Source organism: Pseudoalteromonas sp. OF7H-1 (assembly GCF_022347825.1).
GTDB lineage: Bacteria > Pseudomonadota > Gammaproteobacteria > Enterobacterales > Alteromonadaceae > Pseudoalteromonas > Pseudoalteromonas maricaloris.
This window is the reverse complement of the sequence record NZ_JAKRFX010000002.1, coordinates 276,645-293,343: the sequence shown is the minus strand read 5'-3', so window position 1 is coordinate 293,343 and position 16,699 is coordinate 276,645. Positions and strand designations below refer to the sequence as shown.

Below are 16,699 nucleotides of genomic sequence, written 5' to 3'. Positions count from 1 at the left end.
TTAACTTACACTCACTCTTAAAGCTGACGATATGGCAATTGGTGCGGCAACAATTGCGACGGCAAGCATCGCACCAAGGATTGCAAGCTGACCACCATACGCTAAAGACATGCTACTGGTATCTATGGCGGACGTTGCAAAAATCAATACGGGGATATAAAGCGGAAGGACGAGTAAACTCATTAAAATGCCACCCTTTTGCAATGCAACGGTGAGTCCTGCGCCAATGGCCCCAATAAAACTTAATAACGGTGTACCTATCAGTAAGGTCAATACAGTCGCATTGAGAGACTGCGATTCGAGATTCATTAACAGCGCGAACAAGGGCGCAAGCACCACCATTGGCAAACCACTGACTGTCCAATGCGCTGCTACTTTTGCTAATACTGATAGCGATAAAGGATAAGGTGAAGCAATCAATTGCTCTAATGAGCCGTCGTTGTAATCGTCCCTAAATAATTTATCTAGACCTAACATAGTCGATAAAAGCGCCGCTACCCAAATAATACCCGGAGCCATTCTGGTAAGCAGCGCAGGTTCGGGCCCAATTGCTAACGGAAATAAGGTGATCACGATTAAGAAAAACAACAAAGGATTGACTATCTCAGCTCGCTGTCTAAAGGCCAAGGTCACATCTTTGGCATAAACCGATTTAAAAGCTAACCAATAAGAATGTTGAGTCTGCATTACAAACGGTACTCCAACGCCAAGGTTTGTAACTGTGCAAAATGTGCGGTGAGATCTTGGTGGGTCGTCAATAAAATGGCGCCCCCCTTGTCGAGATGAGACTGAAATTGGGTTTGCAACATGGCGACCCCTTTTTTATCCAGCGCAGTAAATGGTTCATCTAGCACCCAAAGCTTGGCTTGATTCAGCCACAAACGTACTAATGCAACACGGCGCTGTTGGCCTGCCGACAATGTCCGCACAGGTACATCTTCAAGCCCTATTAAACCGAGCTTGGCAAGCAGTGTATAGACTTCTTCTTCATCGGCCTGAGCGCCATGGACCATAAGCCAATGTTGGACATTTTCGTAGGCACTAAGTTGTTGATTGACACCTGTCTTATGACCAATAAATAATAAATCGGCAGCGAATGAATCATAATCATCGCGGATGTCAGTGCTGTTGTAGCGGATCTGCCCTTCGTCCGCTCTGGCGAACCCAGCAATGATCCTCAGCAAAGAGGTTTTTCCGGCACCATTTGGGCCTTCAATTTGCATGATCTGCCCCGCATGGAGAGTGAAACTTAATGAGTCAAACAAGCATCTATCTTGTTTGGTACAAGTGACGGCGTCTATCTCTAGCAAACTTGGGCTTCTCTTTACCTAAAATTGGGCGTTAGTCTAACATAATGGTATGGTAATACGAATAATCCGATGCGACCGATTAGCGAAAATTTGATTTAAAATAATGAATAAGCTGCCAATTACAACAAATACGACGACAGCATCTGTGATAAGCACAGATAATAGCGAAGTATCGAGATTAGACTTAGCCAAAAACCAACCGTTTGCAGCAAAGAATATCCAAATTAGTAACGATAAACTAAAAATGGATGTGGCAATTGATGGCCGCTGGCAAACTATCCAACTTGCGCTTAAGCCTCCAACCCAGCCCAATCAGCTTCCAGAAGCACAGGTTAGTATTGATGAAACTGGCAAGGTGGTTACCTTTCAAACGCCCAAACTACAAGCACAAGTAACACTAACAAAACAGCTTTTTGATATTTTAACGACGCTAAAGACGCATACGCCAAGCCCAGTAATACAGTCTTCAGCAACCACGTTGCAAAACGCCACATTACACATCAAGGCGCTTGATTTAAAAATACCGCTTCCGCAAGCCGTGGCAGACTTGCTCGCAAGTGAAAGTAAACTTATTGCGCATCTTAGTGCCCAACAAAGTAATGTTTCCTTGCAGGTCGTCAATCAATTTAAAGACTTGCTGTTTAGTACGGCTTTACCTAAGTCAATGATTGTAAAACTTATCTCTAGTCAACTTAGTAGTGTTGAGGTGAAGCCGCAGCCAAGTGGGATAACACTTAACATTCATGATCGTTCAGTAACCTTATCGCCAATAAGCAGTAACTGGCCTGCAGCAAACACATGGCAAAAGGGCGAAGTAAAAACGGCTTTCAATGGAATTGATATCACAAAATCGACACAACAAGTAAAAGTAGAAACCATAAAGCCGCTTAGCGCTTTGCTGCAACAGGTAAGCGCAGTCAATAAGGATGCACCTTCACCGCTTGAGTCACGCTTAGCATCAGTACATACGCTGGCGTATGACAAACCGTTACTTGAAGTCAATCTGCAACAAATTAAGTCAACGGTAGTAAAAGCGTTGCAAGTACTGATCGGAAGACCTTTTGGTAAACCACTCACAAGTCAGATCGTTCAGCCCACGAACTCCCCAGTTAATAAAAGTAAAAATGGTGTTTTGAGTCACTCGGTCGCAACTCTGCTTGAGCCAAGCGAGAAAGTAAGTGCTCACAATGAAAATAAACCAAGCACGCCACTGCAACAACTCTCAAACCAAATAAAGCTTAATCTTACAGAGCTGATGGCAAAGCAACCATTACCATTGCAAAAAAGTCACACACCTTTGCAAAACGAAAAGTTAGCCAGCTCCATTGCTCGTTACTTACAACACCAGCTCGCAGAGACACCAAAATATCAAGCACCACCGGTCGATTTTGAGGTAAAACAAAAAGCCCTGTCCTTATTATTGGACACCCTCACAGGTAAACTATCGCTTAGCAATAAGCAAGTTGAACAGCTGACACAAGCCTTAGCGCGGCCGCTTTATCGTAAAGCGAGTTCTGCGCCTGTAGATTCTGCTAAGACGTTCCAGTTGCAATCTGCACATTCGCAAAGCACACAAGTAACCGCTACGCCTTCCCAAATCCCGCAGCTTACCAGTAATCAAATTAAAGGGGTGATTGAAGCCCTGCTTGCTCTGCCCACGGCTAAACCCGAGCAAAAAGAAAACACACCAAACATGTTACGCCAAGCTTCTACAACCATCGAAAAGCTCGTAAAAGCAGATACATTCAAACAAACACCTGAATTACAGAAACTAGTCAACCAAGCATTTACGCGCTTGCTTGATGACCGTTCAGTGAGCGCGCTTACCGTTAAAAACCAGTTAGAGAGCCAACTGGGCATGGCAACCTTTGCTAACACGCCAACAAGTTTAGCTCAATCGAGCTTTACACAAATGTTGGACCGTTTAATTGTGTCGCTATTAGGTAGTCAGGTGGCAAATCAAGCTCAGAGCAATGAGCTAGCGACGCAAAAAATACAAGCTTTGCTGGATGCGCTGCTACCACAGCTAAAGCTGCTCTCCCCCAAGCAAACAGCAGACGCGCTTCAACAACCACAAGCAAAAGAGCTGTTAAGCGAATTGGGGCAATTGCACAACCAATTACAACCGCAACAATCACCGACTACAGCGACCAACTCTGCAAAACAAGACAGCGAAGCACAGTTGATTGTTAACCTGCTCTTCCCTACAAAAGTAGGACAAGAGCAACAGCAAACGCAATTACAAATAGGTGAATATAAAAAGTCGCCCAAACCTGGTATGCCAGAGAAGTCTGTGTGGTTTATTCGTCTTTGTTTTGATTTTGCAGAAAAAGGTCAGATCCATGCCCAAGCCGAGCTGATGGATAAAGCCCTAGAATGTGCATTAGTAGCCACCTCCAACCAGGTCAAGCAGCTCGCAGAGCCACATTTGGCAACACTCAGACATAAGTTAGCATCTCATGGGCTACAAGTCGCTGAGATAGGCCTTAGAGAAGAAGCCAGCTTTCAAGATAAGTTCTTTAATGAACACGCAATTATCAACATTAAGGTGTAAAAGAGATGACACAAAAATCTGCTATTGGACTGTTATATGAAGCTGGAAGCGCACCTCAGGTCACCTTTAAAGGATATGGCGAGCTGGCAGAGGAAATTATTGCGCTGGCAAAAGAGAAAAACATCATGATCCATGAAGATGAATCATTAGCACAAACACTCAGTGCACTTGAGTTACACCAAGAGATCCCACGGGAGCTCTACTATGTAATTGCTGAACTCATCGCTTTTTCTTACATTATGCGTGGTAAGTTTCCACCTGGCTGGGAAGGTTTTCGTGGCAAGCTAGATATTAAGGCATAGCCAAAATTTTCTAACTTGCTACTTTCTAGACGATTATTTTGATTTGTTATGTAAAGACATGAGCAGCTCTGCCTCAGCTCTTGGCAACTCACACTCGCGCATCACCTCTTCAATATCAGCGCCAAGTTCCACCATTTTCACGGCGCGAGAATACATTTTTGCGTCGGGGTCATCATATTTCTGTGCTGCTTGCTGATTCGCAACATCATTTAATTCTTGCTCGGTTGCGACCACCCGCTTACCAATACTCATGATACTGGCGCGTAACTCCGCAACTTCGCTGCGTAATATTGCTATTTGTTGCTCAGAGCCTTGTAGTGAGCTCGAAAGTTGCGCTGTTTGACCCTGCGCATCCTGTAATTTTTTACCCAGCACAAAAACAAACCTCAAGCATACTAACGCAAGTATGCTTGAGGTTATTGATATGACGAGTAAAACGGTTTGTGCGTTTACTACTTCAGACATCTAAATATGACTCAGCTCATCCCATTCGTCATCACTTAATAGCTTATTAAGATCGACTAAGATCAATAGCTCGCCTTCTCGGTTTGATACGCCTTGGATAAACTTAGCGCTCTCTTCAGTGCCGATGTTTGGCGCGCTGTCAATTTCCGAGCTACGTAAGTAAACCACCTCAGCAACGCTATCTACTAAGATGCCAATAACTTGCTTCTCGGCTTCGATTATTACAATTCTCGAATTATCCGTCACTTCTGCACTTTGCAGACCAAACCTAGCTCGTGTGTCTATAACCGTTACAACGTTACCACGTAGATTAATGATCCCGAGTACGTAGCTTGGCGCACCTGGGACTGGTGCAATTTCGGTATAACGTAATACTTCTTGCACTTGCATTACATTGATACCGTAAGTTTCCTCTTCAAGCTTGTAAGTAACCCATTGCAATACTTCATCATTACTATCAGCATTTTTGTCTGCAGAAAGTAGTCTATCTTGGCTCATGGTTTCACTCCATCAATATACTAGTTACTGCTCTCGACTATCGAGGCCTTGTTCTAGCAAACGGTTTAAATTCTCTACATCAATCAGCGCGCACATTTTCTCTTTAATCACCCCAGCCAACCAAGGCCGTTTACCATCTGCTGTGCGCCACTTTATGTCTTCAGGCTTGAGTGTTAAGTTGTTGACTAGTTTCTCTGCTAACAGTCCCCAGTTACTATCCCCAAGCGTAATCAAATACTGGTAATCCAGAGCATCTTCTAATTTTGGTGTTAACTTCTCAGGCATTACCCATCGCGCAGTATCAACAACATTAAGCTTTTCTTCACGATTTAGCATCACGCCTTTAAACCATTTAGGTTTACCAAAGAGTTGATTGACTTCACCCAGTTGGTGTATTCCCCCAAGTGATTTAAGCGGAACCGCCAGTGTTAAGCCTGCAACTTCAAAAAACAATGCCTGAAATTCACCTTCTTGATAGGCTTCCCTTGCAGAAACGGATTCTATCGTTGTCTGTTCTTTGATAATAGATGTATTTTCAGTGACTTCAAGATCTTGAGCTAATTTACTCGGTTGTTCTTCAATAACTTCACTCACCGACTCCTGAGGCTCTGTAGCAACGACAACTGGAAGGTCTGTATCCTCAAGTTCGGATTCCGGCTCTTTTACTTGTTCAAGTAGCTTTGCAACCGGTGATAATTCGCATTGTTCAATCTCTGGCTCCTCTTGTAATAGGGCGCCAAGATACTGCTTCATCACCTTTTCATTTGCAAATAAATGCTTACTCATTATGCTCTCTAGCTTAACTGCTTCAAATAGTCCAAAAGTGCACGATAAGCGAACACGCCTCGTGATTTAGGACAAAATTGTACTGGGACTTGCTGTGCAAGACTCGCATCCCTAAATTTAGTATCTACAGGAACCACACCTGGCCAAACAGCCTCTTTGTATGTTGCTAGCAACGTTTTATACGCCTCCAACGACGCTTTGGTCCGTTTATCATACATAGTTGGAATGATAGTATATTGATACTGTTTCTGCTGTGAAGACTGCATCAGCTCCATCGTGCGCATCATTCTATCTAGTCCCTTCAATGCCAAAAATTCAGTTTGGACAGGTACTAAAATTCGCTCACTCGCTGCTAATGCGTTAACCATCAGTACCCCAAGCACTGGTGGGCAGTCTAAAATAGCATAGTCATATTGATCCGCTATTTTTTCGAGCGATTTCTTTAAGATAAGCCCCATGCCCGTTTTATTACCCATACTACGATCAAGCGTAGCAATGGCCATAGTGGCAGGCAAAATATCAAGATTCTCTATGGTTGATGGGCAAAGAGACTGTAAAATTTCTTCACTCGTCATGCTGCTGCCGCGTGCAAAAATATCATACACACTGACTTCTAACTCTTCAGAATCAATACCAAAGTAATATGTCAGTGAAGCATGTGGATCAGTATCAATAAGCAAAACTCGGTGACCCTGTTCAGCAAGAATGCCTCCTAAGCTCACCGTCGTCGTGGTTTTACCCACACCACCTTTTTGATTTGCTACTGTCCAAATTTTCACTCTATATTCCTTCGCTTATCTCTATTGATTTCGTTCAATAGATACTATACCAACTCAGTGTTATTCATTCTTTTTAGACGTTTGATATTTACAAGCTTCAAGCAAAGCAACCAAGTGATGACTTAGTCTATTGATTACCCGCTTCTTTATTAATTCTCGCAGCAAAGTCTTGTAGGGCGATACTATCCGACGAAAGTCCAGCGCCAGCGACAGCTTGAGGCATACCATAAACAACACAAGTCGCTTCATCTTGCGCCCATATAGTGGCCCCTACCTGTTTTAGCATACGAGCACCATCTCGGCCATCTGCGCCCATTCCCGTTAAGACAATCGCTAACGTGTCGCCACCATAAGCTTTTGCAACACTTGCAAATGTCACATCAACGCTGGGTTTATAGGTGATCCTTGGACTATCATCTTCGAACACTTTTAGTGTCTTACTACCACCGCGATTTTCAACCAGCATTTGCTTACCGCCAGGGGCTAAATAGGCCACCCCAGGCATTAATCTATCACCTTGCTCGGCTTCCTTAACCTTAATCTGGCATAAACTATTCAATCTTGCTGCAAACGCAGGTGTAAATGCGGCCGGCATATGCTGGATAAGTAAAATTGGATGAGGAAAGTTTGCAGGCAACTGAGTTAGTATTGTTTGCAGTGCAACGGGTCCACCTGTTGATGTACCAATTGCAACCAGTCCATATTTCTTACCCGATGCTCTAGCACCCGCAGCACTAGACGTACCACCAGATACAGGCCTCTGAAAACTTCTATCCGGTTGAGGGATCGTTGCTCGTCCTGTATCAGCGCGAGTTGCTCTAGACTCGACGCGCTTTGGCGGAGTCGCAATAGTAGGGCGAGTAAAACGGCTAACGCGACGGCGGCCAATTTCCTTTACCTTATTTTGTAACGACTTAATTGCTTCTTCGCTATTACGAGCGATGTCTTCAAACTTTTTCGGTAAAAAATCTACAGCCCCCGCATCCAGTGCATCTAACGTAGCACTAGCGCCTTCACGAGTTAACGAAGAAAACATTAAGATTGGGGTCGGAGTGGCCTGCATGATCTGCTTTACCGCACTGATCCCATCAAGCACAGGCATTTCCACGTCCATCGTAATTACGTCTGGCCGCAATGAAGCGGCCTTTTCAACCGCCTCCTTGCCATTAACTGCGAAATCTATAACTTTGATTTCACTGTCTTTTTCTAAAATTTCACTGACTCGACGACGAAAAAAACTAGAATCGTCTACGACTAACACTTTAACTGCCATTGGCAACGCTCTTTAATTTGCTCTACAGCAGAGCAGCAAATGCCGCTCTAGAATTCGAACTACGCCTAATAAAATTAGGCGTAGTGTTTTAATAAGTTGGGGACATCAAGGATTAGCGCTATACCACCATCAGATGTGATGGTAGCACCGGCCATACCTGGTGTACCTTGTAATAACGCATCTAGTGGTTTGATTACGACTTCCTCTTGGCCTATAAGAGAATCAACCACAAAACCGACTTGTTTAGTGCCAATTTGCGCAATGACAACATGGCCTTCAGCCTTTCTCATGCCCCTGTTCGCACCTTTTACCAACCAATGTTCAAGATAAAATAACGGAATTGCTTTTTCTCTCACTATGATAGTCAACTGACCATCAACCACATTCGTTTTTGTCAAATCTAAATGGAAGATCTCGTTCACGCCGGCAAGTGGTAACGCAAACGTTTGCTCTCCAACGACCACCATCAAGGTAGGCAAAATAGCCAGTGTAAGCGGTACCTTAATCTCTAATACGGTACCAACACCCAATTCTGATTGGATATTTACCGAGCCATTCAATTGAGTGATCTTCGTTTTAACAACGTCCATCCCAACACCACGACCAGAAATGTCTGAAATTTGCTCTTTTGTTGAGAACCCTGGTGCGAAGATCAAATTATAGGCTTCAGTATCGGACAGTCGGCTTGCTTGATCGGAGTCAATCACGCCTTTATTTATAGCAATCTTTTTGAGCTTTTCAGGGTCCATACCGGCACCATCATCTCGAATCGTGAGAAGAATGTGATCTCCCTCTTGAGATGCTGACAATGTGACTGTACCCATTCTTGGTTTGCCAGACGCTTCACGTACGTCAGGCATTTCAATACCGTGATCTACTGAGTTTCTCACTAAGTGGACCAGTGGATCTGCAAGCGCTTCAACCAAATTTTTATCTAAATCCGTCTCTTCGCCCTGTAAAACTAGGTTGATTTCTTTTTTCAAGCTGCGAGCAAGGTCTCTCACTACTCGAGGAAAGCGACCAAATACCTTTTTGATTGGCTGCATCCGCGTTTTCATCACGGCGCCCTGCAAATCAGCAGTGACTACATCAAGGTTCGAAATAGCTTTACCCATGCTTTCGCTGTTGGTGTTATTCGCTAAGCTAACCAAACGGTTACGAACCAATACTAATTCGCCAACCATATTCATGATTTCATCAAGACGTTTAGTATCAACTCGGACCGTGGTCTCAGCTTGTGCCGCAGGTTTCTTCGCAGCGGCTGGTGTGGAAGCTTTTGCAGCCTCGGGCTCTTTTTGCGGTGCTGGTGCTGGAGTCGCAGGCTTAGCTTCAACTTTGGGCGCAGGCTTTGGCGCAGGTTTCGGCGCTGGCGCGGCTTTAACAGGCTCTGGTTGCGCAGGTTTAGTCTCTGAAACCTCTACTGGCGATTCATCGACCGCTTTAGGTGCACTGCCTTTACCATGAAGCTCGTCCAACAAAGCTTCAAACTCATCGTCGGTAATTTCTTCGTCGCCAGTAGACCCACTTGGGGCTGCTGGTGAGGTTGATTTAGCCTTAGGTTCACTCGCTTCTGGGGCAACAGCATCTTCTGCATTTGGTGCTCCACCGAATTTACCAACACCATGAAGTTCATCTAAGAGGTTATCGAATTCGTCATCAGTGATATCACCATCATCTGTGGTTGATACAGCTTCAGGTTTAGTTGCCGGAGCAACAGCAGGCGCATTACCCGAACCGTGTAATTCATCTAAAAGATTTTCAAATTCTTCTTCTGTTATCTCATCGATGCTGGAGCCGCTATCATCGCCTGAACCAACATCGGCGTCGAATAAAATATCATCAGCACTTAAATCTGGCACCACAGGTTCTGGCTCAGAAGTAGGTTCGTCAATCACTTCACTGACTTCGTCTTCAGATGCAGGCTGGCTAAGTTTGTGGAGTGTTTCAAGCAACACAGGGTCGGCCGCTTCTGGTTCCTCACGGTTTTGAATACAAGCGAACATTTCGTTGATCGTATCCAAAGATTGCAAAATAACATCCATCAGTTCGGAAGTTACTTTTCGTTGCCCTTGTCGTAGTACATCAAACACGTTTTCCGCACCGTGACAGGCATCGACCAGTTCGGTCATACCTAGGAAGCCAGCCCCACCTTTTACGGTATGGAAGCCACGGAAAATCGCATTGAGAAGTTCTTTATCTTCAGGATTATTTTCTAGTTCAACAAGCTGTTCAGATAACAGTTCTAATATTTCGCCTGCTTCAACAAGAAAGTCCTGCAAGATATCTTCATCGACTTCAAAGCTCATACACACTCTCCAACTAGAAGCCTAAACTAGATAGCAAGTCATCGACTTCGTCTTGACCAGAAACCACGTCATCTCGCGATTCAGCGTCAATAATTGGACCTTCAGGTCCAGACAATTCATCACTGATAGTCTCGGTTGTTTTTATTTCGTTTTCATTCGCTTTCACAGCAGTTGAAGGCGCTTCATCTGAAGTACCAAAAACAGTCAGGAGGTGAATGAGACTATCTTCTACTTCTCTCACAAGCTCAATGACGCGCCGAATAACCTGCCCAGTCAAATCCTGATAGTCCTGAGCCATCAGCACATTCGTCATTAAACCTTGTAATTCGTCTGTACGTGTCTTTGAAGTCTGCATAAAGCTGTCGAGATCATGACACAGAGATTTAAACTCACCGAGTTGAATGTCTCTGCTCATCAATCGATCCCAAGTGGGCTTTATTTGCGCTAACTCATCCGCTAGGTTCTGCGCAAGAGGTAAGCTTTCTTCGACCGCGTCCATCGTTTTGTTAGCAGCGCTTTCTGTCATTTCCATAACATAATTAAGACGCTGCTTGGCGTCAGGAATAGCCTCTGTCGTGAGATCTGCGAGGCGAGTATCCAGCTCAAAGTTCTTCAAGGACTCGTGTAATTGGCGAGTCAGCTTTCCGACTTCTGCAAATAACTCCGATTGCTCTTTGTTAGCAGCTTCTAAAATCAGCTGGTCAGCTTTTTCTTGTTCACCTTGCTCTAGAAGCTCAACAAGTTGCTTAGCTTGTTCAAGTGTAATTTGAGGCGCAGCATTTACAGACATAGGCCATATCCCCTTGCTGTTAGCCTAGTCGCTCAAATACTTTTTCAAGCTTAGTTTTGAGCGTACCTGCAGTAAACGGTTTAACAATATATCCGTTCACCCCAGCTTGCGCTGCTGCAACAATTTGTTCTTTTTTTGCTTCTGCGGTAACCATCAACACTGGAATGTGCTTAAGCTTTTCATCTGCGCGTATTGCACGAAGCAAATCAATACCTTGCATGCCCGGCATATTCCAATCAGTTACTACAAAGTCAAACTCCTGATTTTGTAGCATCGGAAGTGCTGTACTACCATCATCAGCTTCTTGAACATTGGTAAAGCCTAAATCTCTTAATAGGTTTTTGATTATTCTTCTCATAGTAGAGAAATCATCAACCACGAGAATCTTCATGTTCTTATCCAAAACTTCCTCCAGTGAGGTTCGAACCCAACTATTTTATGTACTCTAATTTATCCAGTCATTGATTTTAGCTTTAAGCTTTATCATTGCCTGACCGTGAATTTGGCTTACTCGAGATTCACTGACATCAAGGATGGCACCAATCTCTTTTAAATTCATTTCGTCGTTATAGTAAAGTGATAAAACCAGAGCATCCCTTTCGGGTAACGCTTTGATAGCATTTACTAAAGACTCGTTAAAACGTTCATTTTTAACGTTATTAAACGGTTTGTCTAGCGCAAAATCGCTGTTTGCTGGGGTTATCACGTCTTCATCAACCCCAAGATCCTCAATACCGATGACTTTACTTGCATTTACATCATGTAAAATATGATGGTACTCATCTAGAGATATATCAAGTTTTTCAGCGATTTCAGTGTCTTTTGGTTCTCGACCAAGGAGAGATTCTAACTCGGAGATAGCCTCTGCAACCATTCTGCTATTTTTGTGAACAGAACGAGGCGCCCAATCACCACGACGGATTTCATCCAGCATTGCGCCTCGAATACGGATCCCGGCAAAGGTCTCGAAACTAGCGCCTTTAGTTGCATCGAAATTTTTAGATGCTTCAATCAATCCAATCATACCTGACTGGATCAGATCGTCGAGTTGCACACTTGCCGGAAGTCGAGCAATCAGGTGACATGCCACTTTTTTGACAAGTGGAGCATGCCGTTCAACCACCTTATGAATGTGGTCTGAAGTTTGATATCCCGCAGCTCTATTGACCGGAGAAGCCATAATCACCCGTTTACAAGTTGTTCAATGAAAAATTCTAGATGACCAGAAGGTTGATGCGGAATTGGCCATTTAACTGCCTTAGCAGCTAGTCCCTTAATCGCAATCGCCGCAGGGGAACTCGGAAATAAATCCACGATAGCTCTTTGTCTGCGAGAAGATTTACGCATGTTTTCGTCAAACGGTACGGTGGCCACTAATTCCAGTGCTACATCAAGAAAACGGTCTGTAACTTTTGAAAGTTTAGCAAATAATTCTTGCCCTTCACGCATACTGCGGACCATGTTGGCAACAATTTTAAAACGATAGACACCATGCTCTCTGCTCAAAACTTTGATCAACGCGTAAGCATCTGTAATGGAAGTCGGTTCATCACACACCACAACCATCACATCTTGTGCAGCTCGAGAGAAGCTCAGAACCATATCTGAGATACCAGCTGCGGTATCAACAATTAAGACATCAAATTGCGTGTTAAGCTCGCTAAATGCACGAATAAGTCCTGCATGCTCTGCGGGAGTCAGCTCTACCATACTTTGAGAGCCTGAGGTCGCCGGTACAATTTTAATTCCAGCGGGACCTTCTACGAGAATCTCATCTAGTTCACATTCACCCGACAACACGTGCGACAGATTTTTTTCTACCCTTAGACCTAACATCACATCACAGTTTGCCAAGCCCAAGTCCGCATCTAAAACGAGAACTCGCTGTCCTTGTTGGCCCATAGCGATGGCAGTATTGAGCGAGACGTTGGTTTTACCCACCCCACCTTTTCCACCGGTCACGGCTATTACTTTTACACCCTGGTTGCTATTTTGACTCATTCTACGCAGGCCACTTGCTTGATCTAAAACTGTGTTAATCATACATTCCTACTGACTCTGACGCTACAGGTACACGTCGAGAGTGCTGTGCTTTTATTCTTTTTAAATACAATTGCTCAGCCTTTTTTACTAGCTTTTGAGCATTTGCTACGCGAATGTCTTCTGGCACTCGCTGACCGTTGGTAAGATACCCTATTGGCAAGCGATTTTGAATCGCTATGCTAATTATCTCACCTAAACTTAGACTTTCATCAAGTTTTGTGAAAATACAGCCACTTAAATTTACTTTTTTGAAGTGTCTTACTGTTTCTTGTAACACATTCATCTGTGCTGTCGCACTTAATACTAAATAGCTGCGAATATCTACTCTCGCGCTACGCATAAGTGTATTTAACTGTTCAGTTAAGCGCAAATCTCTTTGACTCATTCCCGCCGTATCTATTAATACTAGACGCTTATTGCGTAAATGATAAAGCACTTCTGCAAGTTCATTTGCATCTTTAACTTGCTTAACCGGACAACCAATGATTCTACCATAGGTAGCTAACTGCTCGTAAGCGCCTATTCTGTAGGTATCAGTCGTTATTAACGCTACTTTATCTGCACCGTATTTTTGTGCACCTAATGCCGCTAATTTTGCAACCGTTGTGGTTTTACCAACACCAGTTGGACCCACCATCGCAAATACGCCACCTTGACGAAGAATATCATTGTTAGTGGTGTGCATTTGGTTGATCACCATGTTTAACAATGCATTCCAGGCTTCTTTACGAGAAACATCATCAGGGATAAAGCATGCCATTTGCTCAGCAACGTCTTTGTCTATGCCCATTCCTTCCAGACGATCTACAAGACACGCACGGGTTGGATCGCGACGAGCCATTTCTTGTTTCATTAGACCAGATACTTGATGTTCAAGTAATTGACGAATAGCGTTCATTTCTTCGCGCATTGCACTCATTTCGTCAGGCTTGGCATTTAACTCAGGTAAATCATCACCAAAACCGTTGTCTAACTCATCCGACTCGCCCCAATGCTGTGGCTGCTCAAATGCATCATCATCAAAGTCAAAAGATTGGCGACGAAATTGCTGTGGCTTCGCTTGGTGCGTCGGTGCAGCAGTTTGTGTTTTACGTTGGCTGCTTAACATTTGCTCTGTATCTATCCCCGACTGGGAGAACATAGAAGCAAGTTCTGGTGAGCGTGGGCGCGGTGCCTGACGCTCAAGCAATGCTTCTAAGCTATCAGCAACTTGCGCTTGCTTTGCTGGCTGTGCTTGGCGAGGCTCCGGACGGGCAAAGCGAGTCTGTGCTTCTCTTGGGGCTGCTGCATGGGTCGCTGGTGCTTGCTTAGCAGGTGCAGCAGTACGGTCATTATCAATTGCTGCGACGATTTCAACACCATCCGCTAACTTTTTGTTAGACATAATGACAGCATCTGCACCAAGCTCTTCTTTTACTTCATTTAAAGCCGTACGCATATCTTTTGCGAAGAAACGTTTAATTTTCATGTTACAGCCCCTTTATCCTCTATTGTCCAACCGAGCTCACTATCTTAATTTGTCTTTCTTCCGGCACTTCTTGATATGACATCACTCTAAGACCTGGAATTGTATGTTTAACAAATCGAGATAACACACTTCTTAACATACCTGAGGTTAATAAGATGGACGGTTCCCCTAGCATTTCTTGGTTGTGATGTGCTTCTCTTAATGATTCTTGAAGCCTCTCAGCCAAGCCAGGTTCAATACCTGCCCCCTCATCACCTGCGTTCTGAAGTGACTGATGCAACATCTGTTCCAACTCAGGCGCCAATGTTATGACAGGAATTTCTTCTTCGCTTCCAACGGCATCTTGAACAATCAATCTACGTAATGAAATTCTTACCGCAGCCGTTAATACATCAGGGTCTTGGCTACGTGGTCCGTACTCAACTAAGGTTTGTACAATCGAGCGCATATCTCGAATTGCAACGCCCTCATTAAGCAGATTTTGTAGCACTTTTACCACGGTAGTGAGCGGTAAAATATCAGGTACTAAGCCTTCTACTAATCTAGGGTGACTTTTCGCAAGCATATCTAATAGATTTTGTACCTCTTCATGACCAAGTAATAGTGACGCATTATTCGTTAATAATTGACTAATATGTGTTGCCACCACAGTTGCAGCATCTACTACTGTATAGCCAAGTGAATGCGCCTCATCTTTTTGGTCTGGCTTAATCCATACTGCATCTAGGCCAAATGCAGGATCTTTAGTCTCTATGCCTTTAATCGGCCCAAACACCTGCCCTGGGTTAATTGCGAGCTCATCGCCATGCTTCAACTCACCGGTTCCTGAGCCAACTCCCATTAAAGTAATATTGTATGCATTTGGATCTAATTCTAGGTTATCGCGGATATGTACCGGCGGTACTAAAAAGCCCAGTTCCTGAGATAGCTTTTTACGCACCCCTTTAATACGACTGAGAAGCTCCCCGCCTTGGGCTTGGTCAACTAGAGGAATTAGGCGATAACCTACCTCTAAACCAATCACATCAACAGGTTGTACATCATCCCAACCAAGCTCTTTTTGATCTTGTTGATGGCCTCCTTTGGCGGCAGGCCCTTTGGCAGCTTGTTCCGCCTTTTCAATCTCCGCCTTTTTCTTTTGCTGACTTGTGTAATAGGCTATATAGCCAAGTAATACGCCTAATCCTAAGAAGGCAACATGTGGCATGCCTGGAACGAGTCCCATGGTGATCAAAATGCCTGACGCGATAGCCAGCGACTTTTCATTACCCAGTTGGTTTTTAAACTGATCGCCCATGTTGTGCGATTCATTTTGACGCGTTACGACAATTGCAGTGCCAATTGAGAGTAAAAGAGAAGGAATTTGCGCGACCAGACCGTCACCGATTGTCAGCATGGTATATACTTCCATCGCGTGACCAAAGCTTAAATCATGCTGGATCATCCCAACGAAAAGGCCACCTATTATATTAATGGCAAGGATCACGATACCTGCAATAGCATCACCTTTAACGAATTTACTTGCACCGTCCATTGAACCGTAAAAGTCAGCTTCTCGAGTCACTTCTTCACGACGAGCCCGGGCGTCATCTGCAGAGATAAAACCGGCATTTAAGTCCGCATCAATGGCCATTTGCTTACCCGGCATAGCATCAAGGGTGAAACGCGCAGACACCTCAGAAATACGACCTGCACCTTTGGTAATTACAACAAAGTTAATAATAATAAGGATAAGAAATACAACTAAACCGACGGCGTAGTTACCACCAATAACAACACTACCAAAGGCTTCAATCACCTTACCTGCCGCATCACCACCATTATGACCTTCAAGTAATACGACGCGAGTACTCGCTACGTTTAGTGCCAATCGCATGATAGTCGCGATCAGTAGTACCGCCGGAAACATACCAAATTCAAGTGGCTTCAAGGTATAAACAGTCACCAATAGCACCACAAGTGCCAATGCAATGTTGAAGGAAAATAGAATATCAAGCAAAAAAGGAGGTAGCGGCAGAATAACCATGCCAAGTGCTGCAAGCACCAACAATGGAGTACCCACACCTTTAGCATATTCTTTTTTATCTCGATTGAGTTGTTGTAAAACTGCTTTAAATTCCATAAC

16 protein-coding genes are annotated in these 16,699 nt (G+C 44.1%); 2 read left to right on the top strand and 14 right to left on the bottom strand.

All coding sequences use genetic code 11. From position 1 onward, the window contains the following. Both ccmB and ccmA read right to left on the bottom strand, forming a co-directional pair. Entirely contained in the window at positions 1 to 687 is a 687-nt protein-coding gene (gene ccmB / locus MHN30_RS03435) for a heme exporter protein CcmB (RefSeq protein ID WP_010606377.1), read from the bottom strand. After that, a complete protein-coding gene (gene ccmA, locus MHN30_RS03430) occupies positions 687 to 1,310 on the bottom strand; it encodes a cytochrome c biogenesis heme-transporting ATPase CcmA (RefSeq protein WP_081489968.1) in 624 nt (207 codons plus the stop codon). Before ccmA ends, ccmB begins: the two co-directional genes overlap by 1 nt. Positions 1,311 to 1,413: 103 nt before the next feature. Here ccmA and MHN30_RS03425 point away from each other — a divergent pair, with 103 nt between their 5' ends. Together MHN30_RS03425 and MHN30_RS03420 are read left to right on the top strand one after the other, a co-directional pair. Next, complete coding sequence (locus tag MHN30_RS03425) at positions 1,414 to 3,864, top strand: flagellar hook-length control protein FliK (RefSeq protein WP_239358243.1); 2,451 nt, start codon at positions 1,414 to 1,416, stop codon at positions 3,862 to 3,864. 5 nt (positions 3,865 to 3,869) lie between these two features. Next, positions 3,870 to 4,166 carry an EscU/YscU/HrcU family type III secretion system export apparatus switch protein gene (locus tag MHN30_RS03420; protein WP_010369096.1) on the top strand — a complete coding sequence of 99 codons (297 nt, stop codon included), beginning with the start codon at positions 3,870 to 3,872 and terminating at the stop codon, positions 4,164 to 4,166. 33 nt (positions 4,167 to 4,199) lie between these two features. On the opposite strand, the gene MHN30_RS03415 is transcribed toward MHN30_RS03420, so the two are convergent. From MHN30_RS03415 to flhA, 12 genes are all read right to left on the bottom strand, one after another. After that, positions 4,200 to 4,631: a DUF2802 domain-containing protein gene (locus MHN30_RS03415; RefSeq protein WP_010369097.1), complete on the bottom strand. Its 432-nt coding sequence runs from the start codon at positions 4,629 to 4,631 to the stop codon at positions 4,200 to 4,202. Then, on the bottom strand, positions 4,632 to 5,129 hold the full coding sequence (locus MHN30_RS03410) for a chemotaxis protein CheW (RefSeq protein ID WP_010369098.1): 498 nt from the start codon (positions 5,127 to 5,129) through the stop codon (positions 4,632 to 4,634). 24 nt (positions 5,130 to 5,153) lie between these two features. After that, a complete protein-coding gene (locus MHN30_RS03405; RefSeq protein WP_130164484.1) occupies positions 5,154 to 5,915 on the bottom strand; it encodes a chemotaxis protein CheW in 762 nt (253 codons plus the stop codon). An 8-nt stretch (positions 5,916 to 5,923) separates the two neighbouring features. Further along, complete coding sequence (locus MHN30_RS03400) at positions 5,924 to 6,694, bottom strand: ParA family protein (RefSeq protein WP_010369100.1); 771 nt, start codon at positions 6,692 to 6,694, stop codon at positions 5,924 to 5,926. A gap of 127 nt (positions 6,695 to 6,821) precedes the next feature. Beyond that, positions 6,822 to 7,967 carry a chemotaxis response regulator protein-glutamate methylesterase gene (locus MHN30_RS03395; protein ID WP_010369101.1) on the bottom strand — a complete coding sequence of 382 codons (1,146 nt, stop codon included), beginning with the start codon at positions 7,965 to 7,967 and terminating at the stop codon, positions 6,822 to 6,824. A gap of 74 nt (positions 7,968 to 8,041) precedes the next feature. Continuing rightward, complete coding sequence (locus MHN30_RS03390) at positions 8,042 to 10,273, bottom strand: chemotaxis protein CheA (protein WP_010369102.1); 2,232 nt, start codon at positions 10,271 to 10,273, stop codon at positions 8,042 to 8,044. A gap of 13 nt (positions 10,274 to 10,286) precedes the next feature. Next, the gene (locus MHN30_RS03385; RefSeq protein ID WP_039492497.1) at positions 10,287 to 11,063 is read right to left on the bottom strand and encodes a protein phosphatase CheZ; all 777 of its coding nucleotides are present in this window, start codon (positions 11,061 to 11,063) and stop codon (positions 10,287 to 10,289) included. Positions 11,064 to 11,082: 19 nt separating this feature from the next. Continuing rightward, entirely contained in the window at positions 11,083 to 11,466 is a 384-nt protein-coding gene (gene cheY / locus MHN30_RS03380) for a chemotaxis response regulator CheY (protein ID WP_010369104.1), read from the bottom strand. 42 nt (positions 11,467 to 11,508) lie between these two features. Further along, positions 11,509 to 12,243, bottom strand: a complete 735-nt coding sequence (locus MHN30_RS03375; protein ID WP_010369105.1) for an RNA polymerase sigma factor FliA — start codon at positions 12,241 to 12,243, stop codon at positions 11,509 to 11,511. Positions 12,244 to 12,245: 2 nt separating this feature from the next. Continuing rightward, positions 12,246 to 13,106 (bottom strand): MinD/ParA family protein, encoded by an 861-nt coding sequence (locus MHN30_RS03370; protein ID WP_010369106.1) that lies wholly within the window; start codon positions 13,104 to 13,106, stop codon positions 12,246 to 12,248. Continuing rightward, positions 13,099 to 14,574 carry a flagellar biosynthesis protein FlhF gene (gene flhF, locus MHN30_RS03365; RefSeq protein ID WP_239358241.1) on the bottom strand — a complete coding sequence of 492 codons (1,476 nt, stop codon included), beginning with the start codon at positions 14,572 to 14,574 and terminating at the stop codon, positions 13,099 to 13,101. The genes MHN30_RS03370 and flhF overlap by 8 nt, the downstream gene beginning before the upstream one ends. A 19-nt stretch (positions 14,575 to 14,593) precedes the next feature. Further along, a complete protein-coding gene (flhA, locus tag MHN30_RS03360; RefSeq protein WP_039492505.1) occupies positions 14,594 to 16,696 on the bottom strand; it encodes a flagellar biosynthesis protein FlhA in 2,103 nt (700 codons plus the stop codon). Between the last annotated feature and the right edge of the window lie 3 nt (positions 16,697 to 16,699).

Bases quoted from the DNA above. Each gene is read 5' to 3' on its own strand.
- ccmB (WP_010606377.1), bottom strand. From the start codon at position 687: ATGCAGACTCAACATTCTTATTGGTTAGCTTTTAAATCGGTTTATGCC.
- MHN30_RS03425 (WP_239358243.1), top strand. From the start codon at position 1,414: ATGAATAAGCTGCCAATTACAACAAATACGACGACAGCATCTGTGATA.
- MHN30_RS03420 (WP_010369096.1), top strand. From the start codon at position 3,870: ATGACACAAAAATCTGCTATTGGACTGTTATATGAAGCTGGAAGCGCA.
- MHN30_RS03415 (WP_010369097.1), bottom strand. From the start codon at position 4,631: ATGTCTGAAGTAGTAAACGCACAAACCGTTTTACTCGTCATATCAATA.
- MHN30_RS03410 (WP_010369098.1), bottom strand. From the start codon at position 5,129: ATGAGCCAAGATAGACTACTTTCTGCAGACAAAAATGCTGATAGTAAT.
- MHN30_RS03405 (WP_130164484.1), bottom strand. From the start codon at position 5,915: ATGAGTAAGCATTTATTTGCAAATGAAAAGGTGATGAAGCAGTATCTT.
- MHN30_RS03395 (WP_010369101.1), bottom strand. From the start codon at position 7,967: ATGGCAGTTAAAGTGTTAGTCGTAGACGATTCTAGTTTTTTTCGTCGT.
- MHN30_RS03390 (WP_010369102.1), bottom strand. From the start codon at position 10,273: ATGAGCTTTGAAGTCGATGAAGATATCTTGCAGGACTTTCTTGTTGAA.
- MHN30_RS03385 (WP_039492497.1), bottom strand. From the start codon at position 11,063: ATGTCTGTAAATGCTGCGCCTCAAATTACACTTGAACAAGCTAAGCAA.
- MHN30_RS03375 (WP_010369105.1), bottom strand. From the start codon at position 12,243: ATGGCTTCTCCGGTCAATAGAGCTGCGGGATATCAAACTTCAGACCAC.
- MHN30_RS03370 (WP_010369106.1), bottom strand. From the start codon at position 13,106: ATGATTAACACAGTTTTAGATCAAGCAAGTGGCCTGCGTAGAATGAGT.
- flhF (WP_239358241.1), bottom strand. From the start codon at position 14,574: ATGAAAATTAAACGTTTCTTCGCAAAAGATATGCGTACGGCTTTAAAT.
- flhA (WP_039492505.1), bottom strand. From the start codon at position 16,696: ATGGAATTTAAAGCAGTTTTACAACAACTCAATCGAGATAAAAAAGAA.